The following is a 22,246-nucleotide window of genomic DNA, read 5'->3' on the forward strand; positions in this document are numbered from 1 at the left end:
AATCAAAATCTACTAGAATTTATTAAAAATTAGCTTCATAATTTTAAAAGGACAGCCCTATTGCTATGAGGCTGTCCTTAAAAATACAATAGATAAACCTAGATTATTCTTGCTACTATCTGATTGTTAAATTTTCTGTATTCCATATTGCAAATCTCCCTTTTCGCAATATTTTATTAGTATGAATGCCAGAATCGCTGAAAAAACACGTGCCAATACCGTACTCCACCATATCATAATCTGTCCACCAAATAAAGGTGGTAAAACAAGCATAAATATCAGCATCAATACTGGTTCAATGAATGTAAGAATGTATGACAATCCACTTTTTTCAGTAGCATAAAATCCAGCTGTCGCTATTCTGGTAATCGCAACAAATGGTAATGACACTAAAAATATAGGTACAATTTTAGAAATCTCAATACTTACTTCATAAGAAGCTCCGAAAACCCCTCCAATATTTGCTCTGTTTACATACATGATAATTCCACCACAAACAGCAAGAATTATTGCAAAAATGTATGCCATTCTCTGAACTCCTCTCAGGCTTTCTTGATCCTTCTCACCATAAAAACGGCTCATTAAAGGTTGACTTCCATCACCTACGCCCTGCAATATGAGATATATGATACAGATAATATAGGATACACATGCATAAGTTGCAATAGCTTTTTCTCCCCCATAAGAAGCGGAGAATCGGTTTATAAACACCAATGAAATATTAGGAGTCAATGCTAGCCCAAATGGTGCAAGACCTACTCTGAATATAGCGCCACACATTTCTTTTACATTTTTTAAGGATACATACACATAAAACTTTTTATTATATAATGCGTATATGATTGCAATTGCTGCAGTCACACCCTGTCCGGCTATTGTAGCTGTGGCTGCACCTTTCATGCCCATTTCATATATCCATACAAAGATAAAATCCAGAACAATATTGGTTATGAATCCACCAACCATCGCAAACATTGACCAGAAAGAGTTTCCATAATTTCTAATGAATGGCATCATTCCAGTTCCAAGAATCTGCAATATTGCTCCAAGTGCTATAATTTTGATATAATCTGTCGCATTTGTTAATATAATTCCATCTGCTCCAAGCAATCCTAAAATTTTAGACGAAAAGGAGTAAATAATTATGGTACTGATAACACTTACTATTACAAGAAGCCACCAGCTTGTAGCAATAAATTCTTCTGCCCGTTTTCCTTTCTTTTCTGCTGCATTAATTGAGTAATAAACAGCTCCTCCCATACCAATTCCTGTTCCAAGAGCCTGAATCAAAGCCACAATCGGATATGCAATATTAATAGCCGAAAGTCCAGCATCTCCTATGGTATTGCCTACAAAATATCCATCCACTATCGCATATATTCCTGATAATGCAAATGCTATAATAGATGGAATAACATATTTAAAAAATAATGATTTATGATTCATTTTTCTTACAATCTCCTTCCTTGAAAAGTCTGATAAACAGCTCTGTATTATCATTAAGACTTTCTATATTCTCTAATCCCATTTTTTCGATTACATATATTTCTTTTGAGTGCAGTTTTTCTATGATATCTTTCGTATATTCCATTCCTGATTCTGTGAGGCATATCAGCTTATTTCTCTTGTCTGAATCATCAGATACCATATTGATGTATCCTTTTTTCTGAAAATCTTTTAGTATCGTATTTACCGTTTGCTTAGGTATATTCCATTTTTCACTTATCATTTTCTGCGTGCATCTTCCATTACTTTCATAAAATGAATACAAAGCAAAAACTCCATTTGAAGACAGTCCCTGATCCTTTGACCATTCCTCATACATTGCTGTACATTCTTTCCATAAAGCATAATATCGTTGCAACTGTATTATCATATTATTATCTTTTCTCATCTTTTTCCTCCTTAAATTAGTACGAATCCGGACTTTTGTATTATAGTCCGAGTTCGTACTAATTGTCAAGATTTATTTATATACTTTTTCTTTATATAAACAATCAATAGTCCCTTACTAAGGACAGGAAGATTATGAAATTTCCCTGTCCTCTTTTAATAATATCCTCGTTCTTCCATCCAGTCTTTCACATAACATCTGATTCCAATATAAATAATATGCGACAGTAATAGCAATACAATAAGATTTATCGGATTAGCGTTTTTAATCCATTCTCCAAAGTAAATTACAACAGCTGTACTCGTTATCGCTACCACGATACTGATGATATCCCAACAATATTTCCGGTAGATTTTTCCTACCTGATAACCAATCCCGATTATCAGCCACCCGGTTATTACGAATAAAATTGCCATGACAGTACCGGCAATCAGCCAGTACACAATCCCGGAAAGAATACTGTTAGGTATTCCACTGCTTAACTGTCCGAAAGAGTCTGCACCTGTCACAAACTCCCGAAATAAACTTCCCATTCCTTTTCCTAACGCACCGAAAAAGACGATACAGTCGTTAAGGAAAACCGGCGAAAGAATCGCAGTAAACAGTGTTGTTGTTATGCTGTACCATGCCAGTAGAAACAAGATACTTTCATAACCAATCGTCATATTTTTATATTTCTTTTCTAACTGGCTTTTACGGCTATCGCATTTTTCTTTTGCTTTCCGGTAAGCAGTACGGTCACATTTTTCACATTTCTCATAAGGCACTTTTTTCTCAACAGCTACCTCTACCGTCTTTTGGTGTGTCTGTGCATAAAGTTTTTCCTGCTCTGCTTTTTCATACTTAAATTTCCATGCCACGGCTTCTGCGTCGGCTCTTTTCCTGCTGTCTGTCTCGCTGGTCAATCGTTCCTCTGTTTGCCTTAATCTTGTCCGCAATGCTTCGATATTCTCGGCTCTGTTTTCGCTGTTCAATTTCTCGTTCAAGGTCAGCGATTCGCTTAGCTGCCTGTTTAGTTCCTGGATTGTCTGGTCTTTCTGATCCAGTTCGTCCTGCATCTGTTCGGTCATCAGCAGAAGTTCTTCCACCTGCCCGACGTTCTCTAAGTTTCTGCATTCGCTCATCGATCTCCCTCGCTTTCTCTATCTGCTGTTTAAGGTCAGCAATTCGCTGTTCTGTTTCTGCAATAAGCTGTTCTCGTTGTTCAGCTTCTGCGTTAATTCCTGCCATTGCTGATTCTCGTTTTCCAACTGTTCGATTCTGGTTTTCTGTTGCTCGATCTGTGAGAGCAGTTCTTCTGTATCTGGCAAAAGATTTAGCAGCCTGGATAATTCGCTGTTTAAGCTTTTTAAACTCTGGTTCTGCTCCTGAAAAGACAGGAGCTGCCTGTCCCGTTCCTGCAATTCCTGTACCATCTCTGCCATAAGATTCTGCTGTTCCTCGATCTGGTTTATCATTGTCTCCATCATGGAAATGACTTCCCGGCTTTCTTCTAATGTCACGCAATCGCTCCTTCCATTGTGTTAATGCACTGGATACTTTTCCAAAAGAAATCTGTATTTTATCCAGCAGTGCATTTTGTCTTTTTATGATCTGGTTTTCCTCTACTTTCCATGAAGTAGAGGATGTCTGTCCGTTTTGAAATTTCTCGTCAATTTTTCTGGCATCTGCGCCCTCATGGATCGTCGGTATCTCTAATTTTCCCTGCCTTGCATAAGAACGATGGTCAATGTGATTTTCCGTTTTCAAATGTGCATTACAGACGTTTGCCCATTCGCTCCGCCATAGCTCACAATTTTTCGGATTGTTCCACCCGGTAGCATCGGTTAATACACGTTTCCACTGTTTGCGGTTCCTTGTCCCGACTTTCTGGACTCCATTTTCATCAAGTACGGGGATTCGGATTCCATGACGGTCAGGGTTCTTTTTATCCTGCCACCAGTCCGGATGGGATTCATCCACCACAATATTTCCATTTTCATCTCTGACAAACTCCCAATCCTTGATTTCTTTGTTACCCCATGAGTGGTCTGAATTGAATGGTCGCATCGTCACCAGTAAATGCACATGGGGATTACCATCTCCTTTATCGTGGATACTCCAATCCGCACACATTCCCTTATCTACAAAGGTCTTTTGAATATATTCAGTTGTATAATCAATCTGTTCCTGTCGGCTCCATTCTTTCGGAAGTGAGAACTCAAATGACCTGCCGAGTTGTGCATCTGAACTTTTTTCTATCCTCAAGACTTCATTCCATAAACGCTGCTTCTGAAAAGTAAGTTTGAATTTTTCCAGTGCAGCATTTTGGTTATCTGCCCTTTTATATCGGACAGATTTCTGGAACCGTCTGATATTTTCAGCAGGTACATTCTGCCATTCCTGTGGTGCATTTTCACACATCAGCAGGCTGGTATAAACGACTTCTTTTTTTGAAGTATAGTAGCTGATCCTGCCTGTTTCTTCATTTTTCATCACATCGCCATTGAGATAAGCAGACGCCGATATGATGGATTTTCCTTTGCTGCGTCCAACAATCTTTACTGTATAATGAAAAATCGCCATGCTCCGTTTCCCCCATTCTGCCGTATCCGGCTTTGATTTCCGGCAGGTAACGTTTTTCCTAAAAGAAAATGGTATCTGCCGGAGCACCCTCTGCGTAAGAGTGCCCTGTGCATAACAGCCTGCATGGAATGTGCCCCTCTGGCGAAGAGTGCCTCCTGCGGCATGAGCAGGTCTGGCTGAAAGCCCCGCCGACGGAACGAGCCCGGCAAGCGTAAGCGCAGACCGGTTGCCACCTGTGGCAAACTTATACGGACGACCTCTGGTTGTCCATAAGTGCGCCCTTCATAAAAAAGCAATGAAGGGAATGGAAACTCCACTCCCTCCGGCATTACACTTCCTCCGTATTTGCAACTGGCTCTTTCTGCATTGCCTTTGAGAAGAATTTCCCATTTGCTTCCTGCCTTTTTAAGAAGCCGATCAGCTTTGGGATATCATCTTCCTCAATCGCAGAACCCAGTACCGATTCCACTGCACCGCCAATCTGGCAGAGCCTGTGTGTCCGTTTTTTGGTTTCCACATCTTTCTGACGTTTCTTCAGTTCCCGTTTCTGTGCTGCATACTGTTTTGCTTTCTCAAGGCTTTCCTGTTCTTTCTTTTCCAACTGGAGCATACGCTCCTCATAACTCTTTGTTGATCTTGCCATAAATATCATCGTCCTTTCTTTTTTTCCAAACATAAGTTTCCTGTTGTCTGTCAGACGAAGTACATGGTATAATCTGCTTGCGTGTAGGTATATCATGACTCCGGTCTGATAGAACCTTTGGCGGTTTCTTCGGGAACCGCTTTTTTAAGTTGAACCGTTTCTTGTGACTGCTTTCACATTTCCCTTATCCCTCAAGTCCCTGCCCTCGTTGGCTTCCATAAAAAGTTCCAGCATATCCGTTTTGATCAGGACTTTTCTCCCAACCTTCAATACCGGAAGTTTCTTCCACTCTACCAACTTTCGCAGGGTGTTCCTGCCAATTCCCGTATAATCAGCAGCTTCCTCAATAGATAAGGCAATCTTTCTTTGCGTCATATGACCACCTCCTTTCGAATTGCATTATGCAATTTCATTTGTGCTGTCAGTATAGCGTGTTTATATTGCTTTGTCAAGCATTATGAAATTTTGCTGCTTTTCTTAAAATTGCATATTGCAATATATTTTGTTGCGTGGTATAGTAATGACATACCGAAAAAGGAGGCACATCAGCATGAAAGATAAAGAACTACGCAAGCTGATCGGCAGCAGGGCAAAACAGCGCCGTCTGGAATTAAATCTGACACAGCCTTATGTCGCAGAGAAGATGGGAGTTACCGCTTCCACAATCCTGCGTTATGAGAATGGTTCGATTGACAATACCAAAAAGATGGTACTGGAAGGTCTTTCGGAAGCACTTCATGTATCGATTGAATGGCTCAAAGGGGAAACCGATGAATATGAAACTGATATTACGGATAAGAAAGAATTGCAGATTCGTGATGCGATGGGCGACATTCTCAAACAGTTTCCTCTTGACCTCAATAAAACAGAAGACGCTTTTTCTAAAGACTTACTGCTGTTAATGTTAAAGCAATATGAACTGTTTCTGGATTCGTTTCAGTTCGCCTGTAAAAATTACAAAGGCAGTACCAAAGATGCGGACATTGCCAAAGTAATGGGATTTGAATCGAAAGATGAATATAATGAGATTATGTTTCTCAGGGAGATCACACATACTGTCAACGCATTTAATGATATGGCAGATGTTGTAAGGCTCTATTCAAAGAAACCGGAAGCGGCAGAACAAAGGCTTGCAAATCTTTTATCCGAAGTTATGTATGACGATTCTGAATCGGTATAGTAAGATAATCGGAGTTATGATACAATGAGCGCAAGCGAGTCAAGCTGTTTACAGATTTGACGAGCGGCGAATTGGCTTATGGACTTGTCCATAAGATGCCTACACGCAAGAAGCATTTCAGCAGTTCCGATTGTCTGATATCGAAAGGAGACATACGATTATGGCAAAAGGATCTGTTAGAAAAAAAGGAAAAAAATGGTACTATCGTTTCTATGTAGAAGATGCAAGCGGTAAAATGGTTCAGAAAGAATACGCCGGAACCGAAAGTAAAAGTGAGACGGAAAAGCTTCTCCGCAAGGCACTGGAAGACTACGAAGATAAGAAGTTTGTTGCAAAGGCAGATAATCTTACCGTAGGGGAACTTCTGGATATGTGGGCAGAAGAAGAACTGAAAACTGGGACACTCAGCAACGGTACAGTGGAAAATTATCTTGGTGCAATCCGATGTATCAAAAAACACCCGATTGCAGACCGCAAACTGAAAACAGTTACTGCCGAACATTTACAGGCATTTCTTGATCTGCTTACATTCGGTGGTGAGTTTCCAGACGGGAAAGTAAAAAAGGGATACAGCAAAGATTATATCCATTCTTTTTCCGCAGTGTTACAGCAGTCATTCCGTTTTGCAGTATTTCCAAAACAGTTAATCAGTTTCAATCCGATGCAGTATATTAAGCTGAAAAAGCAGGCAGAGGAAGTTGACCTCTTTTCCGATGATGAAGTGGAAGAAGGTACACAGCCGATTTCACATGAGGATTATGAACGGCTTATCCAATATCTGGAAAAGAAAAATCCACCTGCTATTCTTCCGATTCAAATTGCGTATTATGCCGGGCTCCGTATCGGGGAAACCTGTGGTCTTACATGGCAGGACATTAACCTTGAGGAACAATGCCTGACCATAAAACGCAGTATCCGCTACGACGGCATGAAACACAAAAATATTATCGGACCAACGAAACGGAAAAAAGTAAGGATTGTTGATTTTGGAGATACGCTGACTGAAATACTGAAAGCTGCCAGAAAAGAACAGCTCAAAAACCGGATGCAGTATGGCGAATTATATCACCGCAATTACTACAAAGAAGTGCATGTGAAAAACAGGGTATATTATGAATACTATCATCTTGACGGAACACAGGAAGTCCCGACAGATTACAAAGAAATCTCCTTTGTCTGCCTGCGACCAGATGGCTCTTTGGAACTGCCGAGTACACTCAGCATTGTATGCAGATCAGTGGCAAAGAAGCTGGAAGGATTTGAAGATTTCCATTTTCACCAGTTGCGTCACACTTATACCAGCAATCTGCTTTCCAATGGAGCTACACCGAAAGATGTACAGGAACTGTTAGGACACTCTGATGTCAGTACCACAATGAATATTTACGCTCACTCAACAAGAAAAGCAAAACGGGATTCCGCAAGACTTCTTGATAAAGTAGCGAGCAATGCTTAACTAAAAATTTCCCTTATTTCCCTTGCGGATTCCGCATAAGGGCAAAAATAAGGGAAAATACATATCATTTCACTATTTAATGGGCTGAAAAGCCTGTAAAATAAGGAAAGTTCAGGAAATCTCTCCACAAATCCCAATTTGTAGAACTTAATAACAAATAAATAATTGCTACTCTTAAAGTAGTATCACTGAGCAGGAAAGCCGTAAAAAGGTCTTCCTGCTTTTCTTATGTCTAAATCTCTAAATAGAAAATCATTTTAGTCCGCTTCGATTATATTCACGACTTAATGACTTCTTGATATGTTCAAATGAAATGTAATGATTTTGTAGGTGTTCTAAGTGAAATACCCTGCAATCTAAATAAAAAAAGGAGGATCAAGCTATATGAAAGAGCATAATTGTTCTTATTCAACACGAATAGGAAAAACCACTTTTATTGTAAATGTGAAACAATCAGAAACTGCCCAAAAGCCTTTGAATACAGTGTTTCAAGAGATTTGTAAGCACGAAGTATTGGAAGATTGTTCGGCAGATAAATCATCAATTTTAGAAAACTACAAAAAATCATCTTGACAAAGTCAATCCCGATGGAACAGGATACCGTACTAAGATGATATTTGTTAAAGAGAAACTATTGATGGATAGAATGTCGGATATTCAGTTACGATTTTTCAATATAGGGTGAGAAAGTTTTTTTGATGAAGTGTAATAATATGTGGTTATATGCTTTGTAGAAAAATCCGTAGGAATTAAAATTTTTTGTTTTGTGGAAAGATTATAATTATGATATACTGAAAGAAAATGATAAATTGGGATTTATCCATTTATACTCGTGTAATAGAATTCTGTGAATAACACTTTTCTTGCATCTTAGTTAGCAATTAGAAAGTTGATTTATACAGTATTCTCTGATTGCATTATTTATAGACACATTACCATTTTTAAAAATGCCCTCATCTTTGTCTTTCAAATAATCTAAAGCATCTTGACATTTATGCTCGTAAATCAATGATAATGCTTTTCTTAATTCAACATGGTATATAGAATTTTCTAAATTATTGTAAAAATCACAGATTGAAGATGATTGAACAGTTTTATAAAAATGTTCTAAATAATTATCTATGATTTCTTCTAATTCACTGATTGTCCATTCTTTTAATTCTGTTTCATTTTTAAATAATTCAGATCCACTAACTGTAAATGCACCAATAGCTCTCAAACTTAAAGGTGCTTCTTTGTTGGTTTCCATTTTCAATAAATCCCATAACAAATCATCTAACCACAATGGTTTGATTGTTTCTACGGCAGTACAATAACACTTATCATCTGACTTTACTTTCACATCAATGAGCAAATCGAAAAATAATTCTTTTTTGTTATACCAAATCATAAAGTCTTTTTTCTTAAACTTATATTTTTTAATTTTATCTTTTAATATTTTAGGCAACGCTTTTGTTAGTTCCTTATATTTTTGTCGTTCTTCCTTTGTCACTTGAAACGCATCCCTTCAAATTCTGATTAGTTATTCTTATTCTACCATACTACACCTGTGTTTTCTATCCTTATTAGATAAGGACAATCAGTTTTTATCTGACTGCCCTCATCGTTATTAAAAACTTTATCTTTCCATATCTCGCTTCTTTCTTCGTGCCTTGATACGCTCCTGTCTTTCTTTTTCCCTTGCTTCTTTTTCGGCTCGTTCCTGTGCTTCCTTAAAAGAAAAAAGCTGCTTCACTTTTTCTGTAAAAAGTTTAGCAACTTCGGGGAAATGATCCAACGCTTGAAGAAATGGTCTGCATTTTTCTTTCAGTTCGTTGTATCTTCTTTTCATATTTTCAAGTGCGTTGGCAGTGTTGTAATAGCGTTGTTGATAATAACCGACATCCTCCTCCAACTTTTTTATCTCTGCTCGGCTTGTGATACCTTCTTTTGCAAGTGTGGTCAGTTCTTTATAATCTTCTTTGGATATTGCTATTTTGCCGGTAAAGGTTTTCTGTCCCATACTATCAATCTCATTATAGGTTTTGAAGATTTGATGAGATGATTTGTATTTCACTTGCTCCTTTTGAATACGCTGCTGCAACTTATCTAAACGCTGTGTGTCTTGTTTGATTTGATATTGCAAGGAAGTTAGGTGTTCGGCTGTACTTCCGTATTCTCCACGCTGAAAACCTTTGAACCCTTTCTCTGTCATATGGTTGAACAACTCATCTTGCAGTATGCTGTATGAAGCTCGAAACATCGGCTTTCCATTCTTTCGTAAAAGTGGATTGCATTTTTCATCAACCAGTGGAATATCTGACTTCCATTTCTTTGAATGGCTGATCTGATTGACTACCTCTTTGACTGTTCCTCTTAGTTCGGGGTCTTTACAACGCTTGCTCCACAAGATTTCTTTTTCTACTACTGGTAAAACCATAGCGTGAAGATGATAGTGATAAACTTCTTTTCCTAAGTCCTCTGTTGCTGCCAAATTGATTTCATCAGCGTGCATAACTGCCGATATTACATTATCAGCACCAAACTTTTCTTCGATAAAATGAAATGCTTCTTCATAAAACTGCTTTGCATATTCATAGCCACCATTACGCTCAAAATACATTGTGTTCACGTCAATCACAATCTCATTGAAAAGGGTAGCGTCTTTCCTCAATCCTCGAAGCGATACTTTTCCGTCCTGTTCCATCTGCTTTAATTGTTCCATATAGGTTGGGGCAGTCGGTTCTTTGAAATGCACATTATAGGGTATTCGCTCCGCAATCACATTCATATTTTCATAGGTTTCATTCTTGCGTTCGTTATGCCTTTCTGCTTTGCTCACATCTGAAGAAGTGTACTTTTTTACTCTTGCACAACTCATATCTGCCTTGGCAAATCGGCGAGGATACTGCCAGAGATTTAGAAAAAGCCGGAAAGGTTGAAATCGTAGACGGAATTGTAAAAAAAGCAATTTATCCTGAGGATGAAATTGACAGAAAACAATATAATCCGTTCTGGTCTTTAATGATGGCAAGTGAATATGGCTCTGCACTCAATGGAAAAGATGAATTAAATGAGCTAATGGGAAAAGCTGTTGGTTTTGACACAGTTAAACCTACTAGTCTTATTCAAAGATTATTATCCTACATCGGCGACAATTATTATGTTTTGGATTTCTTTTCTGGGTCTGCTACTACAGCAGAAGCAACACTAAAATTAAACGTTTCTAATTCTGGTAATAGGAAATTTATAATGGTGCAGATAGATGATTATGTTGATGAAGATTCAGATTTGTATAAAGCGGGCTATAAATCCATAAGTGAATTAGGAATTGATAGAATTAAGCGTGCCGGTGACAAATTAAAATCAGAAAACCCGAATACAACTGCTGACCTAGGCTTCAAACATTATACATTACACGAAGTCAGCCAGACCACTTTAGATAAAATGGAATCTTTCGATAACAGTGGATTTATTACAGACACTACTGTATATGATGAATTTGGTGCAAGTACAGTACTCACAACATGGCTCGTCCATGACAATTACGGCTTTACAAATAACTGTGAAATGATTGACCTTGCAGGATATACAGCTTACTGGTGTGAAAATCACTTATATCTCATCAATCCAGGATTAACAGAGGAAGCTATCAAATCCTTAATCGAAAAATATAATTGTGAAGGTAGATTTAATCCGCAGAATATCGTTCTCTTCGGTTATAGTTTCAACTATGTTGAGATGGAGAACTTAAAAACAAATGTTAAAATTTTGAGAGATTCAGAGAAAAATTTAAAAATAAATCTGGATATTAGATATTAAGGAGGTGCAGATTTTGGAACTAATACTTGAACGAGAATTAGACCATCAAAAAAAAGCGGTAGATGCTCTAATCTCTGCACTAGATGGCGTTTCCATGATTAAGCCACACCTTTCTTATGAAAACCCTACATTTGATAGGAACGAACTACGATTAATTCATAATTTATTGGAAGTTCAAAAAAGCATACGTGCAGATTATCGTGGCTGCCGTGATGAGGGACCTTATTTAAATCTTGATGTAAAAATGGAAACCGGAACAGGAAAAACTTATGTATATACACAGACCATCTATGAAATGCATAAAAAATTCGGATTTAACAAATTTATTATTGCCGTTCCATCTCTTCCAATTAAAGCAGGTACTGCACAGTTTATCTCTGACAGCTATGTGAAACATCACTTTTCTGATGCTTGCGGATATAATTGTGATATTGAACTTGGCATCTTAGAAAGCCCAAAGAAAAAGAAAAAAGGCTTTTTAGCAATGCCGTCAGCAGTACGTGATTTCGTTACCGGTTCTTGCCAGAACACGAACAAAATTTATGTGTTACTTGTAAATATGCAGCTCTTGACTAATGGTAATATGCTCACACGTTCCGATTATGACTATTTAGTTGAAGGCTTTTATCGTCCATTTGATGCATTGAAAGCTACCAAGCCTATTGTAATTATCGATGAACCACATCGTTTTTCTAGAGAACAAAAGGCATATAAAGCAATTGTTGATGAGTTATGTCCTCAGATGATTATCCGTTTTGGTGCAACATTCCCAGAAGTATCTGTTGGAACGGGACGTAATAAGACTACTTTCAAAGATTTTAATAATCTTGTATACGAATTGAATGCCTGTGATTCCTTTAATCTCAATCTGATTAAAGGTGTTGCGAAGGAACATTTTGAACCTCTGTCACAAAAGGAAGAAAAAGTAAAGCTTATAACAGTTGTTTCTAAAACTTCTGCTACTTTCCAATTTAAGAAACGTGGCGAAGATACTAAAACTTTTATGCTGACTCCTGGAGATTCTCTCTCCGTTATAGATACAGCATTTGAAGGAATCACAATTGCAGCTATCGGTAAAAACTTTATCGAACTGACAAACGGACAAACCAAATTCCAAGGTGAGGAATTTAATACTGATATTTATTCTTCTTCCTACCAGGAGCAGATGTTAAAATTAGCTCTTCAGCGCCACTTCGAAACAGAAAGACAGAACTTCTCCGGAAGACAGTTTAAAATCAAAACTTTGGCGCTATTCTTTATTGATGACATTGCATCCTACAGAGATTCTGAAGAAGGAAAAGCACCGTATCTTAAAGAAATGTTTGAACGCTTGCTGTTAGAAAACATCAACAATTTACTGGCAACACTCCCTAGTGCAGAGCAAGAGTATAAAGATTATCTTGAAGCCAGCGCTGCCAATATTTCTGCTTGTCATGCAGGATATTTTGCTCAAGATAACAGCGACTCAGATGAAGCTATTGCAAATGAAGTAGCAGATATTCTTCATAATAAAAAAGGATTAATTTCTCTTCGCAATGCAAATGGGACATACAATACACGAAGATTCCTGTTCTCCAAATGGACATTGAAAGAAGGATGGGATAATCCAAATGTATTTACTATTGCTAAACTTCGCTCCAGTGGTAGCGAAAACAGTAAACTGCAGGAAGTAGGTCGTGGTTTACGTTTACCTGTTGATGAAAATGGTAATCGTATTTCCAATGAGGAATTCAAGCTGAACTATATCGTAGATTTTACTGAAGCTGATTTTGCACAGAGATTAGTCGATGAAATCAATGGAGAAATGCCTGCTGCTACGTTTATTTCAAAAGAAGCTTTAGAGAAAGTTGCAAAGGAACGCCATATGGATACAAATGCACTTGCTCTTGAATTGATGACAAAAGGATATATTAATTTTGAACGTGAAATCAATTCTGAGAAAAGAGAAACCTTCTTTGCTGATTATCCAGAATTCAGTAGTGGCGTTGGCAGCAATAAAGTTACTGATGTTAACAAGAATAAAAAGGAAGAAATTCAGATTCGTAAAGCTGTCTACTCTGAATTGAAGGAATTGTGGGAAAGCATCAATCATAAATATTACTTATTCTTTGATGCAGACCTAACAGATGAAATTCCACAGGCTTTACATGACATCTTGCGAAAAGGTGGTATCTTTGGCAATGTAACATTATATAGCCACAGAGATGAGGTTGTTACTGACGGCAATGCTATGATGGTTAGAGAAGATACTGGCGTATCTTATTCTATAAAAAGACCATTGGCATACAATGATTTTTTAAAGAGAATCAGTCAACAAACAAGTATTCCGATTGTAGAAATCCACAAAGCTATGTGTGACCTTGCAAACGAAAAGCCGAATGGAATTCCTGCTGATCATATCAATGAGTATTCAGCTGCGAATATTGTTTCCGCTTTTGCTGATTGGCGTATAGAGAAAATGCAGACTCGTTTTAAATATACACGTTCTAATCAGCCTGTAACAGAAACCGCTCTGACATATAAAGATGGAACTCCTCGAGAAGTAATCAAGCAAGGAAATGTAGGTACCATGTTTGTTGAAGGTACGCCTTCTGACAAATATTTATATAACCGAATTGCTTTCGACTCTCCTTTGGAAAAAGAAAATATTATGACCGACATCGATGAAGTTGTGGTATATGGCAAAATTCCAAAATCAAGCATTGCCATTCCTACTATCGTTGGAGAAAACTACAGCCCGGACTTTATGTATGTTGTCAAACACAAAGACGGCACAAAAGAATTAAACATTGTTGTAGAAACAAAACTGGTTGAAAAGAAATCTACGCTCCGTGGCACAGAAGATGCTAAAATCAAATGTGCAGAGGCATTCTTCAAACAACTTACAATCGATGGATATACTGTTTCGTTCCATACACAGTTAAGCAATAAAAAGGTAAAACAGATTATCGAAGATGTAATTTCCAACTAAACAGACCAATGCCCACCCTTGAGCTAGCCACTCTTGGATGGGCATTTTCTTACTGTAAATTTGCAGCCAGTTTCTGCAACATGAACATCAGCTGCACTCCATCAGAAAACCCACTTTTATAATAAAAGTCCGCATCTTCGCTTTCTCTGTATGCAACCTGGTCAGCATATTCGCGAAATACTTTCTGCCCGGTTTCAGTACATTCCTTTACAACATTTTCATATAAAATATCGATAGCATCATCTCTTTCTTTTACACTCTTTGCTACAATATGCGTCCTAGTTTTCAGCAATTTTTTATACGCAATTTCCATTCGCATATTGCACACTTCATCAATAAAATCTTGGTCTAGTTCGTCCATTCCCAAATCCCCTTTAATCTGAATCTTTTTCATCGTCAGCAAGTTCTCCTACCGGTATGTTGTTGTCACAGCACCAATCAAGATAATCCTCAAATCGATGTCTGATAATCAACACCTTGTTGCCAGAAGCAACTGCAAATTTCTTTTCCCCATTTTCTGCAATACGCCTCAAAGCCTTTGTACCGATGTTGTAGTATTCGGATGCCTCTTTCACAGTAAGCATATATTTTTCGTTTAAGTCCATCAGACCCACCTCCCTTCTGGTGTGTCTATATATCCTCTAAATGACGGAAAAGTCAAGAAAAAAAGCAGCCAGAACCGTAATTCCAACTGCCGAAATATCTATATAATTTTTGATGAATTTTAGTAGTCTAATCCGTAGTACACCACCGAACACACCGCTAAAGTTTCGCCTGTTTTCGCCCATACCACCGCACTTTCGCACATTACCTCATCGCAGTGCCGTGGCAGATGAATAAAATTTTTATCATTTATTTAATCTCCTTAAATTCCTTGTATTTTCCTGTATTTATAAGGTTTCTAGCATTTCCACTAGAAACCCGAACTTTCTATAATATCGTATAATTTTCTATAATTTCCAACTCAATTGATGTAATATTGGCCATTTGCTCTTTGACTTTCTCCTGTTTTGAGGCTCCGACCTCTACTGTCTTTTCTCTTTTCAGACATCTATACTCCTTTCACATTATTTTTGGGTTATTTCTCACCAATAAATTCCTTCCAATCATTGATTTTACTGACTTTTTAAGAAGTTCTTTAAAGATTGCCGTAACCAACGAAAAGTACTTGAATCATTATATTTTTTCTCTTAAAATACTGTATCTTGCAAGATTTACAATATTTATAGTCATCCGTCACACCATTAGTTTTGTCATCCCATCCTTCGATCATATCCTCTAATTTCATCGAGATATAAAGTATTCAACCTTTTTCACCCACTCGCTTTTTATTTCCCAGAGTGTTGCTTGCGTTGTAAGAAATTTATGTGATTCGCCATCAAAAGAACACTCAATGTCAAATATATTTTCCCAACTTTTTTGTTTTTCTTCTTCAGAATAGACAACTGATTCGTTGTAGGGAAATATAATCTCCCCATCATTTAGTACACAATGCCAATAATCAAAATCAGAAAGTAATATACTCTGCTCTGGTACATCTATTGTTAAAAGAACAAGTGGTGTTCCTTTTTCTCCCCAGTTACATCCATGAAATCGCATATCTAGTCTTTTCCTGTTTCCTTCCCATCGGTACCATGCCCATACTGGAAATATGACACCTTCCGGCGGATTACCTATACGCTTCTTCATTTGACTCGCCATCCATAAATACGGTTCTTTAAATAAATCATCTAAAATATAGTTTTCATCCACTCGCAACACACCTGTTTCTTTCATGCTTTCATATGCAAGTTTATTCTGTATTGTCCATAAAATCATATTCTTCCTCTGCCTAATCATACGGAAAAGAATCTATGTCATTCATAATATTTCTCCGTAATTCTTCATATATCCCATACTATAACAATAAAAGGCTTACTCGACAAACCTTATAATAAGTTTTTTCTATTTTTTACTATTATATTCCACGGAACGAATAATAGCAATCAATAGAATTTCACATTTTTGCAAGCGTTGACACTATCCAAAATACTATCTATAATATTAATAAAAATACATTTAAAAATTATATTTGATTATAATTTTAATCATGAGGAGGCAAATTATGACAAACAAAAATTATAGCAATGTGCCAGTATTTGAAAACGGAATGGCGCAACCTGTTTTTCCTTTTACTGATGGAAAAACTGGAGAAAAATATAATCCAAATACATCTTCAATTGTAAGATACTGTGTATATGTGGAATCTGATTATGATATGGATGGCGACGGAAAAAGAGATCTTGTAAAAGTTCTCGTTCAAGTTCCACGCAGTGCTGTAGAAGGCAATTACAAAGCCGCTTCCTTATTCGAAGCACGTCCATACTGTGCAGGTGTCCAGGAAGACGGATATGCTCATATGAAAGAAGTGGAAAGCAAAGAGTATCGAAAATTTGACTTTGCAGACCTTAACAAAAAAGTGCCTGCTCGTGTTCCTACAGATTATATTAGTGCTATGGACCTTGCATTGAAAGCCGATCCTGCTGACTGGTATTATCCTGACAAAGGGAATAATAACAACATGGTTTATGAAAATCTTGATAATTTCAACTACTATCTTGTACGTGGTTTTGCTGTTATTGTAAGCGCAGGTTTCGGAGCACTTGGTTCTGATGGATTTAATTATGTAGGATCTGATTATGAAAGAGACGCTTTCAAATTTGTTGTTGAATGGTTACATGGTGACCGTACTGCCTATGCAGATCGTGAAGGCACAATCGCAACTAAGGCCGATTGGTCAAATGGTAATGTTGCTATGACTGGTAGATCCTATGCCGGAACTATGCCATTTGCAGTAGCAACAACAGGTGTAGAAGGTCTTAAAACAATCATTCCTGTTGCAGGAATTTCTGACTGGTATAGTCAGCAGAATCAACAAGGTGCACAGCGTTACTGGCCTAAAGAAATGTTGAACAGTTTCCTTGCATATTTTTGTTCAAGCCGTTATAACGATACAACCTTAACAGAAAAACAACTTGATGATATTGCAGCATTCCACCATGAATTAAGTCTCCAACAACTTAAATGTGGTTTTGATTATGATAAAGACTTCTGGGGAAGCGGAAACTATAGACTTAATGCGGACAAAATTAAGTGTAGTGCATTAATCGTACAGGGATTAAATGATGAAAATGTTTCTACAAAACAATTTGAAATGATGTATAAATCTTTCGAAAAAGCCGGACAGACAGTAAAAGCAATTATTCATCAAGGGCCACACATCACTCCTACTATGCCAAATAAAAACTACGGCATTCTTATTGATGGAAAATTCTATGATGATATTGTGAATGAATGGATTTCTCATTATCTATACGGTATAGACAATAATGCTGAAACTATGCCTACAGTTTTGGCGCAAGATAATATTAATCAAAAAAAATGGGAAACAGAACATTCATGGACAACAGAACATACTATAAAACTTGAAAGTGCAGAAACAGGTGTTACTGTTATTGATACAGACTGGGAAAAAGCAAATATCAGTGCAGAAAACTTTGATGATATTGTAGCCCAAAAATCTACAAATATGAATAAACGTTATGTCACTGCTCCATTTAAAAAGCCTATGACTATACAGGGTACTATTTGCGTCAACCTAAAAGCAGCACTAAAAGATGGAGATGTTGAAAATGACTTTAATCCTGAGAACAGAAATGATGCTGATATTCTCACAATGAAACTTGGCTCCTCTGCTATTTCTGGAAAAATGGACGATGTTGAAATTACGGTTCTTCTCTGCGATGTTTGTGACGAAAAATTTGATAGCATTCAGACTGTAGATCCTGAACGAAATATCATACCAGTCGTTACTGTAAAAGAAAATGGAATTATAAACGGTGGGGATCTTCCGGCATTTAACGAAGTCGAATTTTCCACAGTACATAAAAACTATCGAGTTATTACACGTGCTTTTGCAGACCTTTGTAATCCAGAAGCAGGTTATGAGCCAGAAACAGCGACGAATAGTATAAAACTTAAAAAAGGTGAATACCATAATTACCATGTATATTTGAATGCGACAAGATATACAGTAGAACCAGGTCATAGACTTGCAGTAGTAATTGCTACCGAAGATCCTGTAAATTGTCTGATTCATAAAACATATTCTATTGAAATCGAAAATGCCTCCGTGAATGCAGAAGTTCCAGTGACAAAAGTTTTTGAAAATTGCACACTAAATACAAAATAAAATGGTTCAAAGCCAATAGTTTTGGAGCGGGATTTTATACCCCGCTCCATTGTTGTATTAAGAAAATCAAACTCCACCCTGACATGAAATCTGGTTTCATAAACATTTAACTTTCTACACTTCTTCCAACATCTTCGCTAACTCTTCCATATATCTAGGAATCTCAAAGCCCTGAGGACAATGTCTTGTACAGGCTTTACAGCCGATACAGCCTGCCGGACCTTTTTCTTCCGGCATATCTTTCAGGTGGCGTACTCTCCACGCACCGCCGATCTTCGCCTCATTATAACACTTCAATAAAGTCGGAATGTCCAGTCCTTTTGGACAGTTTGGCGTACAATAATTACATGCCGTACAAGGAATTGTAATTGCTGCATGCTGAATTTTTGCCGCCTTTTCAATTCTTTCCTGCTCTTCTGTTGTCAGAGGATCTGCCTCTGCAAATGTTTTCACATTGTCATTTACCTGATTTTCATCAGACATTCCGCTCAGTACAACCTGAACACTGTCAAGACTCATCACCCAGCGCATTGCCCATGAGGCAATTGAATTTTCCGAATTTAATTCTTTCAATTCTTTCGCCGCATCTTCAGTCAGATTTACCAACAGTCCGCCGTGTGCCGGTTCCATAACCATAACCGGTATTTTTGCTTCTGCAAGCATTTCATATAATTCCTTCGCATCTTCAAAGTACCAGTCATAGTAATTTAATTGAATTTGTACGAAATCCCACGGATAAAGCGGCAGCAATTTCTTCATCACCTCCGGAGAGCCGTGGAATGAAAAACCTAAGTATCCGATTCTGCCTTCCTTTTTCATCTGGTCAAAATATTCAATGCACCCATTTCCAATCATTTCGTCCGCAAATGAATCCTGTATGCTATGGAGCAGGTAGAAGTCTATTCTATCCATATTTAAACGTGACAACTGCTCTTTAAACTGTTTACGATAATCAGGCTCTGCCTGAAAATTATATTTATCAGTCACATAAAAACTTTCCCGTGGATATTTTGCCAATGCTTTTCCAAGAAATTCTTCGGATTTTCCACCATGATAAATGTAGGCTGTGTCATAATAGTTGACACCCTGTTCCATACAGTCATCAACCAGTTTCGCTGCCTTCTCATAATCAATTTTTGCATTGTCATTGTCCAGTATCGGTAAACGCATTGTACCCATTCCCAATCTTGATAACTGAACTCCGTCTTTAAACTCTTTGTACCTCATTTTTATCCTCTCCTTTGATAACCTATACAAATAATTTTTCTATTTTCAACTACTATATATTATACAAACCCGACCCGCAAACTTCAACCTTAATCGCCCATTTCCGCCTGTATTTCCCGCACAACTCGCTTGCTGTCCACTGTAGCCACCTTCTCCCCACTGTAATCCATTGCCACAAACAGAGCAAACAGCAGCACTGCAATAATTGTGCGCATGAAAAGTCCGTCATTTTGCGCTTGTTTCCCCTCGTACAAATCCGAATAAATCGCTCCATACCGTGGGTGGACAGCCGGCGGCGTCCTTGTATCCCCATATTTTCTTCTCGTTTCTTCAAGAAGTTGTCTTCTTCTCTTTTCCGTTTCATTCATGCTTTTACCTCCATTCCTACTTCCGTTTTATCGAATATGCGGCAATACAAAAAGACATATACTCCTAATAAAGTATATGCCTTTTGTTCCGGTTTAGAATTTACCGTTTTGCCATTTCTTCCGTAAGTTCTTCCCAGGTAACGCCTTTTTCCACCATAAGCACCATAGCGTGATACAGGAAGTCTATGAACTCCCCTTTTAATTCGTCCTGACTTGGATTTTTGGCCGCAATGACAATCTCAGTTGCCTCTTCCCCTATTTTCTTTAAAATTTTATCTATTCCTTTGTCAAATAAATATGTTGTATATGAATCTTCTTTCGGATTTTGTTTTCTCTCCAAAATAGTCTGATAGACATACTCAAATATTTGTAAAGGATTCTTTTCACTTTTGTCACTTCCGATTAAAGTTTGTGTGAAAACAGTCGCTGTTTTCTCCCTAAAATCAAGTTTTGCAAGCAATGTATCTCTTGATTCATTAACTGTCATGGATTTTACGTACTGATTCGATTTGCTTTCCATACCGCATGAATCCGGGTTATAGTAAGTCATTTTCCCCGTCTTTACGGTTGTCTCAAATGCTTCCCGATTCATTTTCCGCACGGATAAGATTTCACCCGTTTTGTAATCCTGTGTAATAACGGAAAGAATGCCGTTTACATCTGTATGGAATTCGGAATAATCCATAAGACTCTCAAAGGAAGTGATTTTGATATCCCTCTCCGCACATTTATCTTTAAATTGGGAAAAATCCATTTCCACATTGCTCACAAATCTTCCCGAAAGTCCTTTCACTCCGGGACATCTGAGTATATTAAACAATTCCTCTTCCCGAACCGTATCGGTCACGATAATACACGGAATATTTGTTATATTCATTACAGAGTCCAAATCCAAACGATGCATGAAAATCAATTCACTGCTGTACTGTTCGATCAATTGCTGCTGTTTAAATAATGCGTCAAAATCATTTAAGGATACGGCAACCTTCTCTTTTCCAAAACGGTTTGCCGCTTCCTGTGCCAACGAAAACATATCCGGTTTGGAAAAATTCAACATTACACGTTTTACACCCGCATATAAAATCTGTTTCACATCTTCCAGCCGTTTTATGTTTCCTCCGGCAATCATCGGAATGGGAATGACTCTGTTCATTTTTTGAATTAACTCTATAGACTCTGTATGTTCTTCATCGTTGTCGGACAAGTCGAAAACAAGCAATTCATCAGCGCCCTGGTTACTATAGCGCTGTGCCAGTTCGACAACATTTTCCGTAAGAATCTCTTTGTCGTTAAACCATTTTACCGCTTTTCCATTATATATGAATATACATGGAATTAATCTTTTATAACTCATGCCTTTCTCCTATCCGGTCAGCAATTTCTCTCATATCCAAATCTTTTTGTATCGCATTCAAATATGGTACAAAACAACCACTAGAAAGGGTTAGGAAAAATTCGCTGTCCAGTTCATCAAATCGAAAACTTTTTCTCCCACCGTTTAAAGAACGCTCCCAGTATTGCAGCAGTTCTTTTAGCCGCATATAATACAAAATATTTTTCTCACTGTAGTAAATCAGCAAAAATGCGATTCCGCCCTGTTTTTCAAAGTTTTTCATAAAAGTAACCTGATGTTCATGTATGTTTTGCAGCGGAAATGTTCCCGCACTGCATTCTTTTGCATCAAAACAAACCGGAATTCCCTGAACCGCTCCGATATAATCCACCGTACTTTGCTGCTCAAAGTAGGCCAAAGTAATGTGACGGTGTTCTTTATCAATTCTTACCGGTGTAATCGGTGTTGGAATTTTTTGTATTAATGCCAGCCCTTTTTCTAAGTATTTCTCATTCGTTCGATTAATAAAATCTTCTAACGTAGAACCTCTAAGTCCTCTTGAATTCCAAGTTCCCAT

At 37.6% G+C, this 22,246-nt stretch carries 22 protein-coding genes; 6 read left to right on the forward strand and 16 right to left on the reverse strand.

Annotated elements, in window-relative coordinates; translation table 11 throughout:
• Positions 1 to 126 precede the first annotated feature (126 nt).
• From ACYQ35_RS04150 to ACYQ35_RS04175, 6 genes are all read right to left on the reverse strand, one after another.
• Positions 127 to 1,446: an MATE family efflux transporter gene (locus tag ACYQ35_RS04150; RefSeq protein WP_109214827.1), complete on the reverse strand. Its 1,320-nt coding sequence runs from the start codon at positions 1,444 to 1,446 to the stop codon at positions 127 to 129.
• Positions 1,436 to 1,894, reverse strand: coding sequence for a MarR family transcriptional regulator (locus ACYQ35_RS04155; RefSeq protein ID WP_108817235.1), 459 nt, complete (start codon positions 1,892 to 1,894; stop codon positions 1,436 to 1,438). The genes ACYQ35_RS04150 and ACYQ35_RS04155 overlap by 11 nt, the downstream gene beginning before the upstream one ends.
• Positions 1,895 to 2,049: 155 nt before the next feature.
• A complete protein-coding gene (locus ACYQ35_RS04160; protein ID WP_009243742.1) occupies positions 2,050 to 2,799 on the reverse strand; it encodes a DUF6040 family protein in 750 nt (249 codons plus the stop codon).
• On the reverse strand, positions 2,738 to 4,459 hold the full coding sequence (locus ACYQ35_RS04165; RefSeq protein WP_107029151.1) for a MobA/MobL family protein: 1,722 nt from the start codon (positions 4,457 to 4,459) through the stop codon (positions 2,738 to 2,740). Before ACYQ35_RS04165 ends, ACYQ35_RS04160 begins: the two co-directional genes overlap by 62 nt.
• A gap of 328 nt (positions 4,460 to 4,787) precedes the next feature.
• Complete coding sequence (locus ACYQ35_RS04170; RefSeq protein ID WP_002578306.1) at positions 4,788 to 5,102, reverse strand: DUF3847 domain-containing protein; 315 nt, start codon at positions 5,100 to 5,102, stop codon at positions 4,788 to 4,790.
• Positions 5,103 to 5,246: 144 nt separating this feature from the next.
• Positions 5,247 to 5,477, reverse strand: coding sequence for a helix-turn-helix domain-containing protein (locus ACYQ35_RS04175; RefSeq protein ID WP_002578307.1), 231 nt, complete (start codon positions 5,475 to 5,477; stop codon positions 5,247 to 5,249).
• Between the two features lie 175 nt (positions 5,478 to 5,652).
• Between ACYQ35_RS04175 and ACYQ35_RS04180 the strand changes: the two genes are divergently transcribed.
• From ACYQ35_RS04180 to ACYQ35_RS04190, 3 genes are all read left to right on the forward strand, one after another.
• Positions 5,653 to 6,282, forward strand: a complete 630-nt coding sequence (locus tag ACYQ35_RS04180; protein ID WP_009243739.1) for a helix-turn-helix domain-containing protein — start codon at positions 5,653 to 5,655, stop codon at positions 6,280 to 6,282.
• 160 nt (positions 6,283 to 6,442) lie between these two features.
• Positions 6,443 to 7,738, forward strand: coding sequence for a tyrosine-type recombinase/integrase (locus ACYQ35_RS04185; RefSeq protein ID WP_270412292.1), 1,296 nt, complete (start codon positions 6,443 to 6,445; stop codon positions 7,736 to 7,738).
• 384 nt (positions 7,739 to 8,122) lie between these two features.
• Positions 8,123 to 8,311, forward strand: coding sequence for a transposase (locus tag ACYQ35_RS04190; protein WP_459830559.1), 189 nt, complete (start codon positions 8,123 to 8,125; stop codon positions 8,309 to 8,311).
• A 301-nt stretch (positions 8,312 to 8,612) separates the two neighbouring features.
• Here ACYQ35_RS04190 and ACYQ35_RS04195 read toward each other — a convergent pair whose 3' ends face one another.
• Complete coding sequence (locus ACYQ35_RS04195; RefSeq protein ID WP_459830564.1) at positions 8,613 to 9,230, reverse strand: hypothetical protein; 618 nt, start codon at positions 9,228 to 9,230, stop codon at positions 8,613 to 8,615.
• A gap of 126 nt (positions 9,231 to 9,356) precedes the next feature.
• Positions 9,357 to 10,559: a plasmid recombination protein gene (locus tag ACYQ35_RS04200; protein ID WP_459830569.1), complete on the reverse strand. Its 1,203-nt coding sequence runs from the start codon at positions 10,557 to 10,559 to the stop codon at positions 9,357 to 9,359.
• 26 nt (positions 10,560 to 10,585) lie between these two features.
• Here ACYQ35_RS04200 and ACYQ35_RS04205 point away from each other — a divergent pair, with 26 nt between their 5' ends.
• A complete protein-coding gene (locus ACYQ35_RS04205; protein WP_459830572.1) occupies positions 10,586 to 11,539 on the forward strand; it encodes a DNA methyltransferase in 954 nt (317 codons plus the stop codon).
• 13 nt (positions 11,540 to 11,552) lie between these two features.
• Positions 11,553 to 14,510 carry a type III restriction-modification system endonuclease gene (locus ACYQ35_RS04210; RefSeq protein WP_459830579.1) on the forward strand — a complete coding sequence of 986 codons (2,958 nt, stop codon included), beginning with the start codon at positions 11,553 to 11,555 and terminating at the stop codon, positions 14,508 to 14,510.
• Positions 14,511 to 14,559: 49 nt separating this feature from the next.
• Here the strand turns inward: ACYQ35_RS04210 and ACYQ35_RS04215 are convergent, their stop codons facing one another.
• The 4 genes from ACYQ35_RS04215 to ACYQ35_RS04230 all read right to left on the reverse strand — a co-directional run bounded on the left by ACYQ35_RS04215 (position 14,560) and on the right by ACYQ35_RS04230 (position 16,328).
• Complete coding sequence (locus ACYQ35_RS04215; protein WP_459830585.1) at positions 14,560 to 14,904, reverse strand: hypothetical protein; 345 nt, start codon at positions 14,902 to 14,904, stop codon at positions 14,560 to 14,562.
• Positions 14,885 to 15,115 (reverse strand): excisionase, encoded by a 231-nt coding sequence (locus ACYQ35_RS04220; protein ID WP_120091555.1) that lies wholly within the window; start codon positions 15,113 to 15,115, stop codon positions 14,885 to 14,887. Before ACYQ35_RS04220 ends, ACYQ35_RS04215 begins: the two co-directional genes overlap by 20 nt.
• 359 nt (positions 15,116 to 15,474) lie before the next feature.
• Entirely contained in the window at positions 15,475 to 15,561 is an 87-nt protein-coding gene (locus tag ACYQ35_RS04225; protein WP_084667647.1) for an integrase DNA-binding domain-containing protein, read from the reverse strand.
• Between the two features lie 233 nt (positions 15,562 to 15,794).
• Positions 15,795 to 16,328: a DUF3841 domain-containing protein gene (locus ACYQ35_RS04230; protein ID WP_009757077.1), complete on the reverse strand. Its 534-nt coding sequence runs from the start codon at positions 16,326 to 16,328 to the stop codon at positions 15,795 to 15,797.
• 286 nt (positions 16,329 to 16,614) lie between these two features.
• On the opposite strand from ACYQ35_RS04230, the gene ACYQ35_RS04235 reads away from it, so the two are divergent.
• A complete protein-coding gene (locus tag ACYQ35_RS04235) occupies positions 16,615 to 18,741 on the forward strand; it encodes a CocE/NonD family hydrolase (RefSeq protein WP_009757078.1) in 2,127 nt (708 codons plus the stop codon).
• Positions 18,742 to 18,855: 114 nt separating this feature from the next.
• On the opposite strand, the gene ACYQ35_RS04240 is transcribed toward ACYQ35_RS04235, so the two are convergent.
• The 4 genes from ACYQ35_RS04240 to ACYQ35_RS04255 all read right to left on the reverse strand — a co-directional run bounded on the left by ACYQ35_RS04240 (position 18,856) and on the right by ACYQ35_RS04255 (position 22,246).
• Entirely contained in the window at positions 18,856 to 19,968 is a 1,113-nt protein-coding gene (locus ACYQ35_RS04240; protein WP_009757079.1) for an aldo/keto reductase, read from the reverse strand.
• A gap of 89 nt (positions 19,969 to 20,057) precedes the next feature.
• Positions 20,058 to 20,336, reverse strand: coding sequence for a hypothetical protein (locus tag ACYQ35_RS04245; protein ID WP_009757080.1), 279 nt, complete (start codon positions 20,334 to 20,336; stop codon positions 20,058 to 20,060).
• A gap of 100 nt (positions 20,337 to 20,436) precedes the next feature.
• Entirely contained in the window at positions 20,437 to 21,690 is a 1,254-nt protein-coding gene (gene hisE, locus ACYQ35_RS04250; RefSeq protein ID WP_459830598.1) for a phosphoribosyl-ATP diphosphatase, read from the reverse strand.
• A complete protein-coding gene (locus tag ACYQ35_RS04255; RefSeq protein ID WP_009757082.1) occupies positions 21,680 to 22,246 on the reverse strand; it encodes a Holliday junction resolvase RecU in 567 nt (188 codons plus the stop codon). Before ACYQ35_RS04255 ends, hisE begins: the two co-directional genes overlap by 11 nt.

The sequence above is a fragment of the Faecalimonas hominis genome, assembly GCF_054660755.1.

Coding starts and splice junctions, on each gene's coding strand:
- ACYQ35_RS04175 (WP_002578307.1), bottom strand. CDS start 5,477: ATGACGCAAAGAAAGATTGCCTTATCTATTGAGGAAGCTGCTGATTAT.
- ACYQ35_RS04165 (WP_107029151.1), bottom strand. CDS start 4,459: ATGGCGATTTTTCATTATACAGTAAAGATTGTTGGACGCAGCAAAGGA.
- ACYQ35_RS04235 (WP_009757078.1), top strand. CDS start 16,615: ATGACAAACAAAAATTATAGCAATGTGCCAGTATTTGAAAACGGAATG.
- ACYQ35_RS04225 (WP_084667647.1), bottom strand. CDS start 15,561: ATGTCTGAAAAGAGAAAAGACAGTAGAGGTCGGAGCCTCAAAACAGGA.
- ACYQ35_RS04150 (WP_109214827.1), bottom strand. CDS start 1,446: ATGAATCATAAATCATTATTTTTTAAATATGTTATTCCATCTATTATA.
- ACYQ35_RS04230 (WP_009757077.1), bottom strand. CDS start 16,328: ATGATTTTATGGACAATACAGAATAAACTTGCATATGAAAGCATGAAA.
- ACYQ35_RS04255 (WP_009757082.1), bottom strand. CDS start 22,246: ATGGGAACTTGGAATTCAAGAGGACTTAGAGGTTCTACGTTAGAAGAT.
- ACYQ35_RS04190 (WP_459830559.1), top strand. CDS start 8,123: ATGAAAGAGCATAATTGTTCTTATTCAACACGAATAGGAAAAACCACT.
- ACYQ35_RS04215 (WP_459830585.1), bottom strand. CDS start 14,904: ATGAAAAAGATTCAGATTAAAGGGGATTTGGGAATGGACGAACTAGAC.
- ACYQ35_RS04220 (WP_120091555.1), bottom strand. CDS start 15,115: ATGGACTTAAACGAAAAATATATGCTTACTGTGAAAGAGGCATCCGAA.
- ACYQ35_RS04240 (WP_009757079.1), bottom strand. CDS start 19,968: ATGAGGTACAAAGAGTTTAAAGACGGAGTTCAGTTATCAAGATTGGGA.
- hisE (WP_459830598.1), bottom strand. CDS start 21,690: ATGAGTTATAAAAGATTAATTCCATGTATATTCATATATAATGGAAAA.
- ACYQ35_RS04180 (WP_009243739.1), top strand. CDS start 5,653: ATGAAAGATAAAGAACTACGCAAGCTGATCGGCAGCAGGGCAAAACAG.
- ACYQ35_RS04155 (WP_108817235.1), bottom strand. CDS start 1,894: ATGAGAAAAGATAATAATATGATAATACAGTTGCAACGATATTATGCT.
- ACYQ35_RS04245 (WP_009757080.1), bottom strand. CDS start 20,336: ATGAATGAAACGGAAAAGAGAAGAAGACAACTTCTTGAAGAAACGAGA.
- ACYQ35_RS04185 (WP_270412292.1), top strand. CDS start 6,443: ATGGCAAAAGGATCTGTTAGAAAAAAAGGAAAAAAATGGTACTATCGT.
- ACYQ35_RS04170 (WP_002578306.1), bottom strand. CDS start 5,102: ATGGCAAGATCAACAAAGAGTTATGAGGAGCGTATGCTCCAGTTGGAA.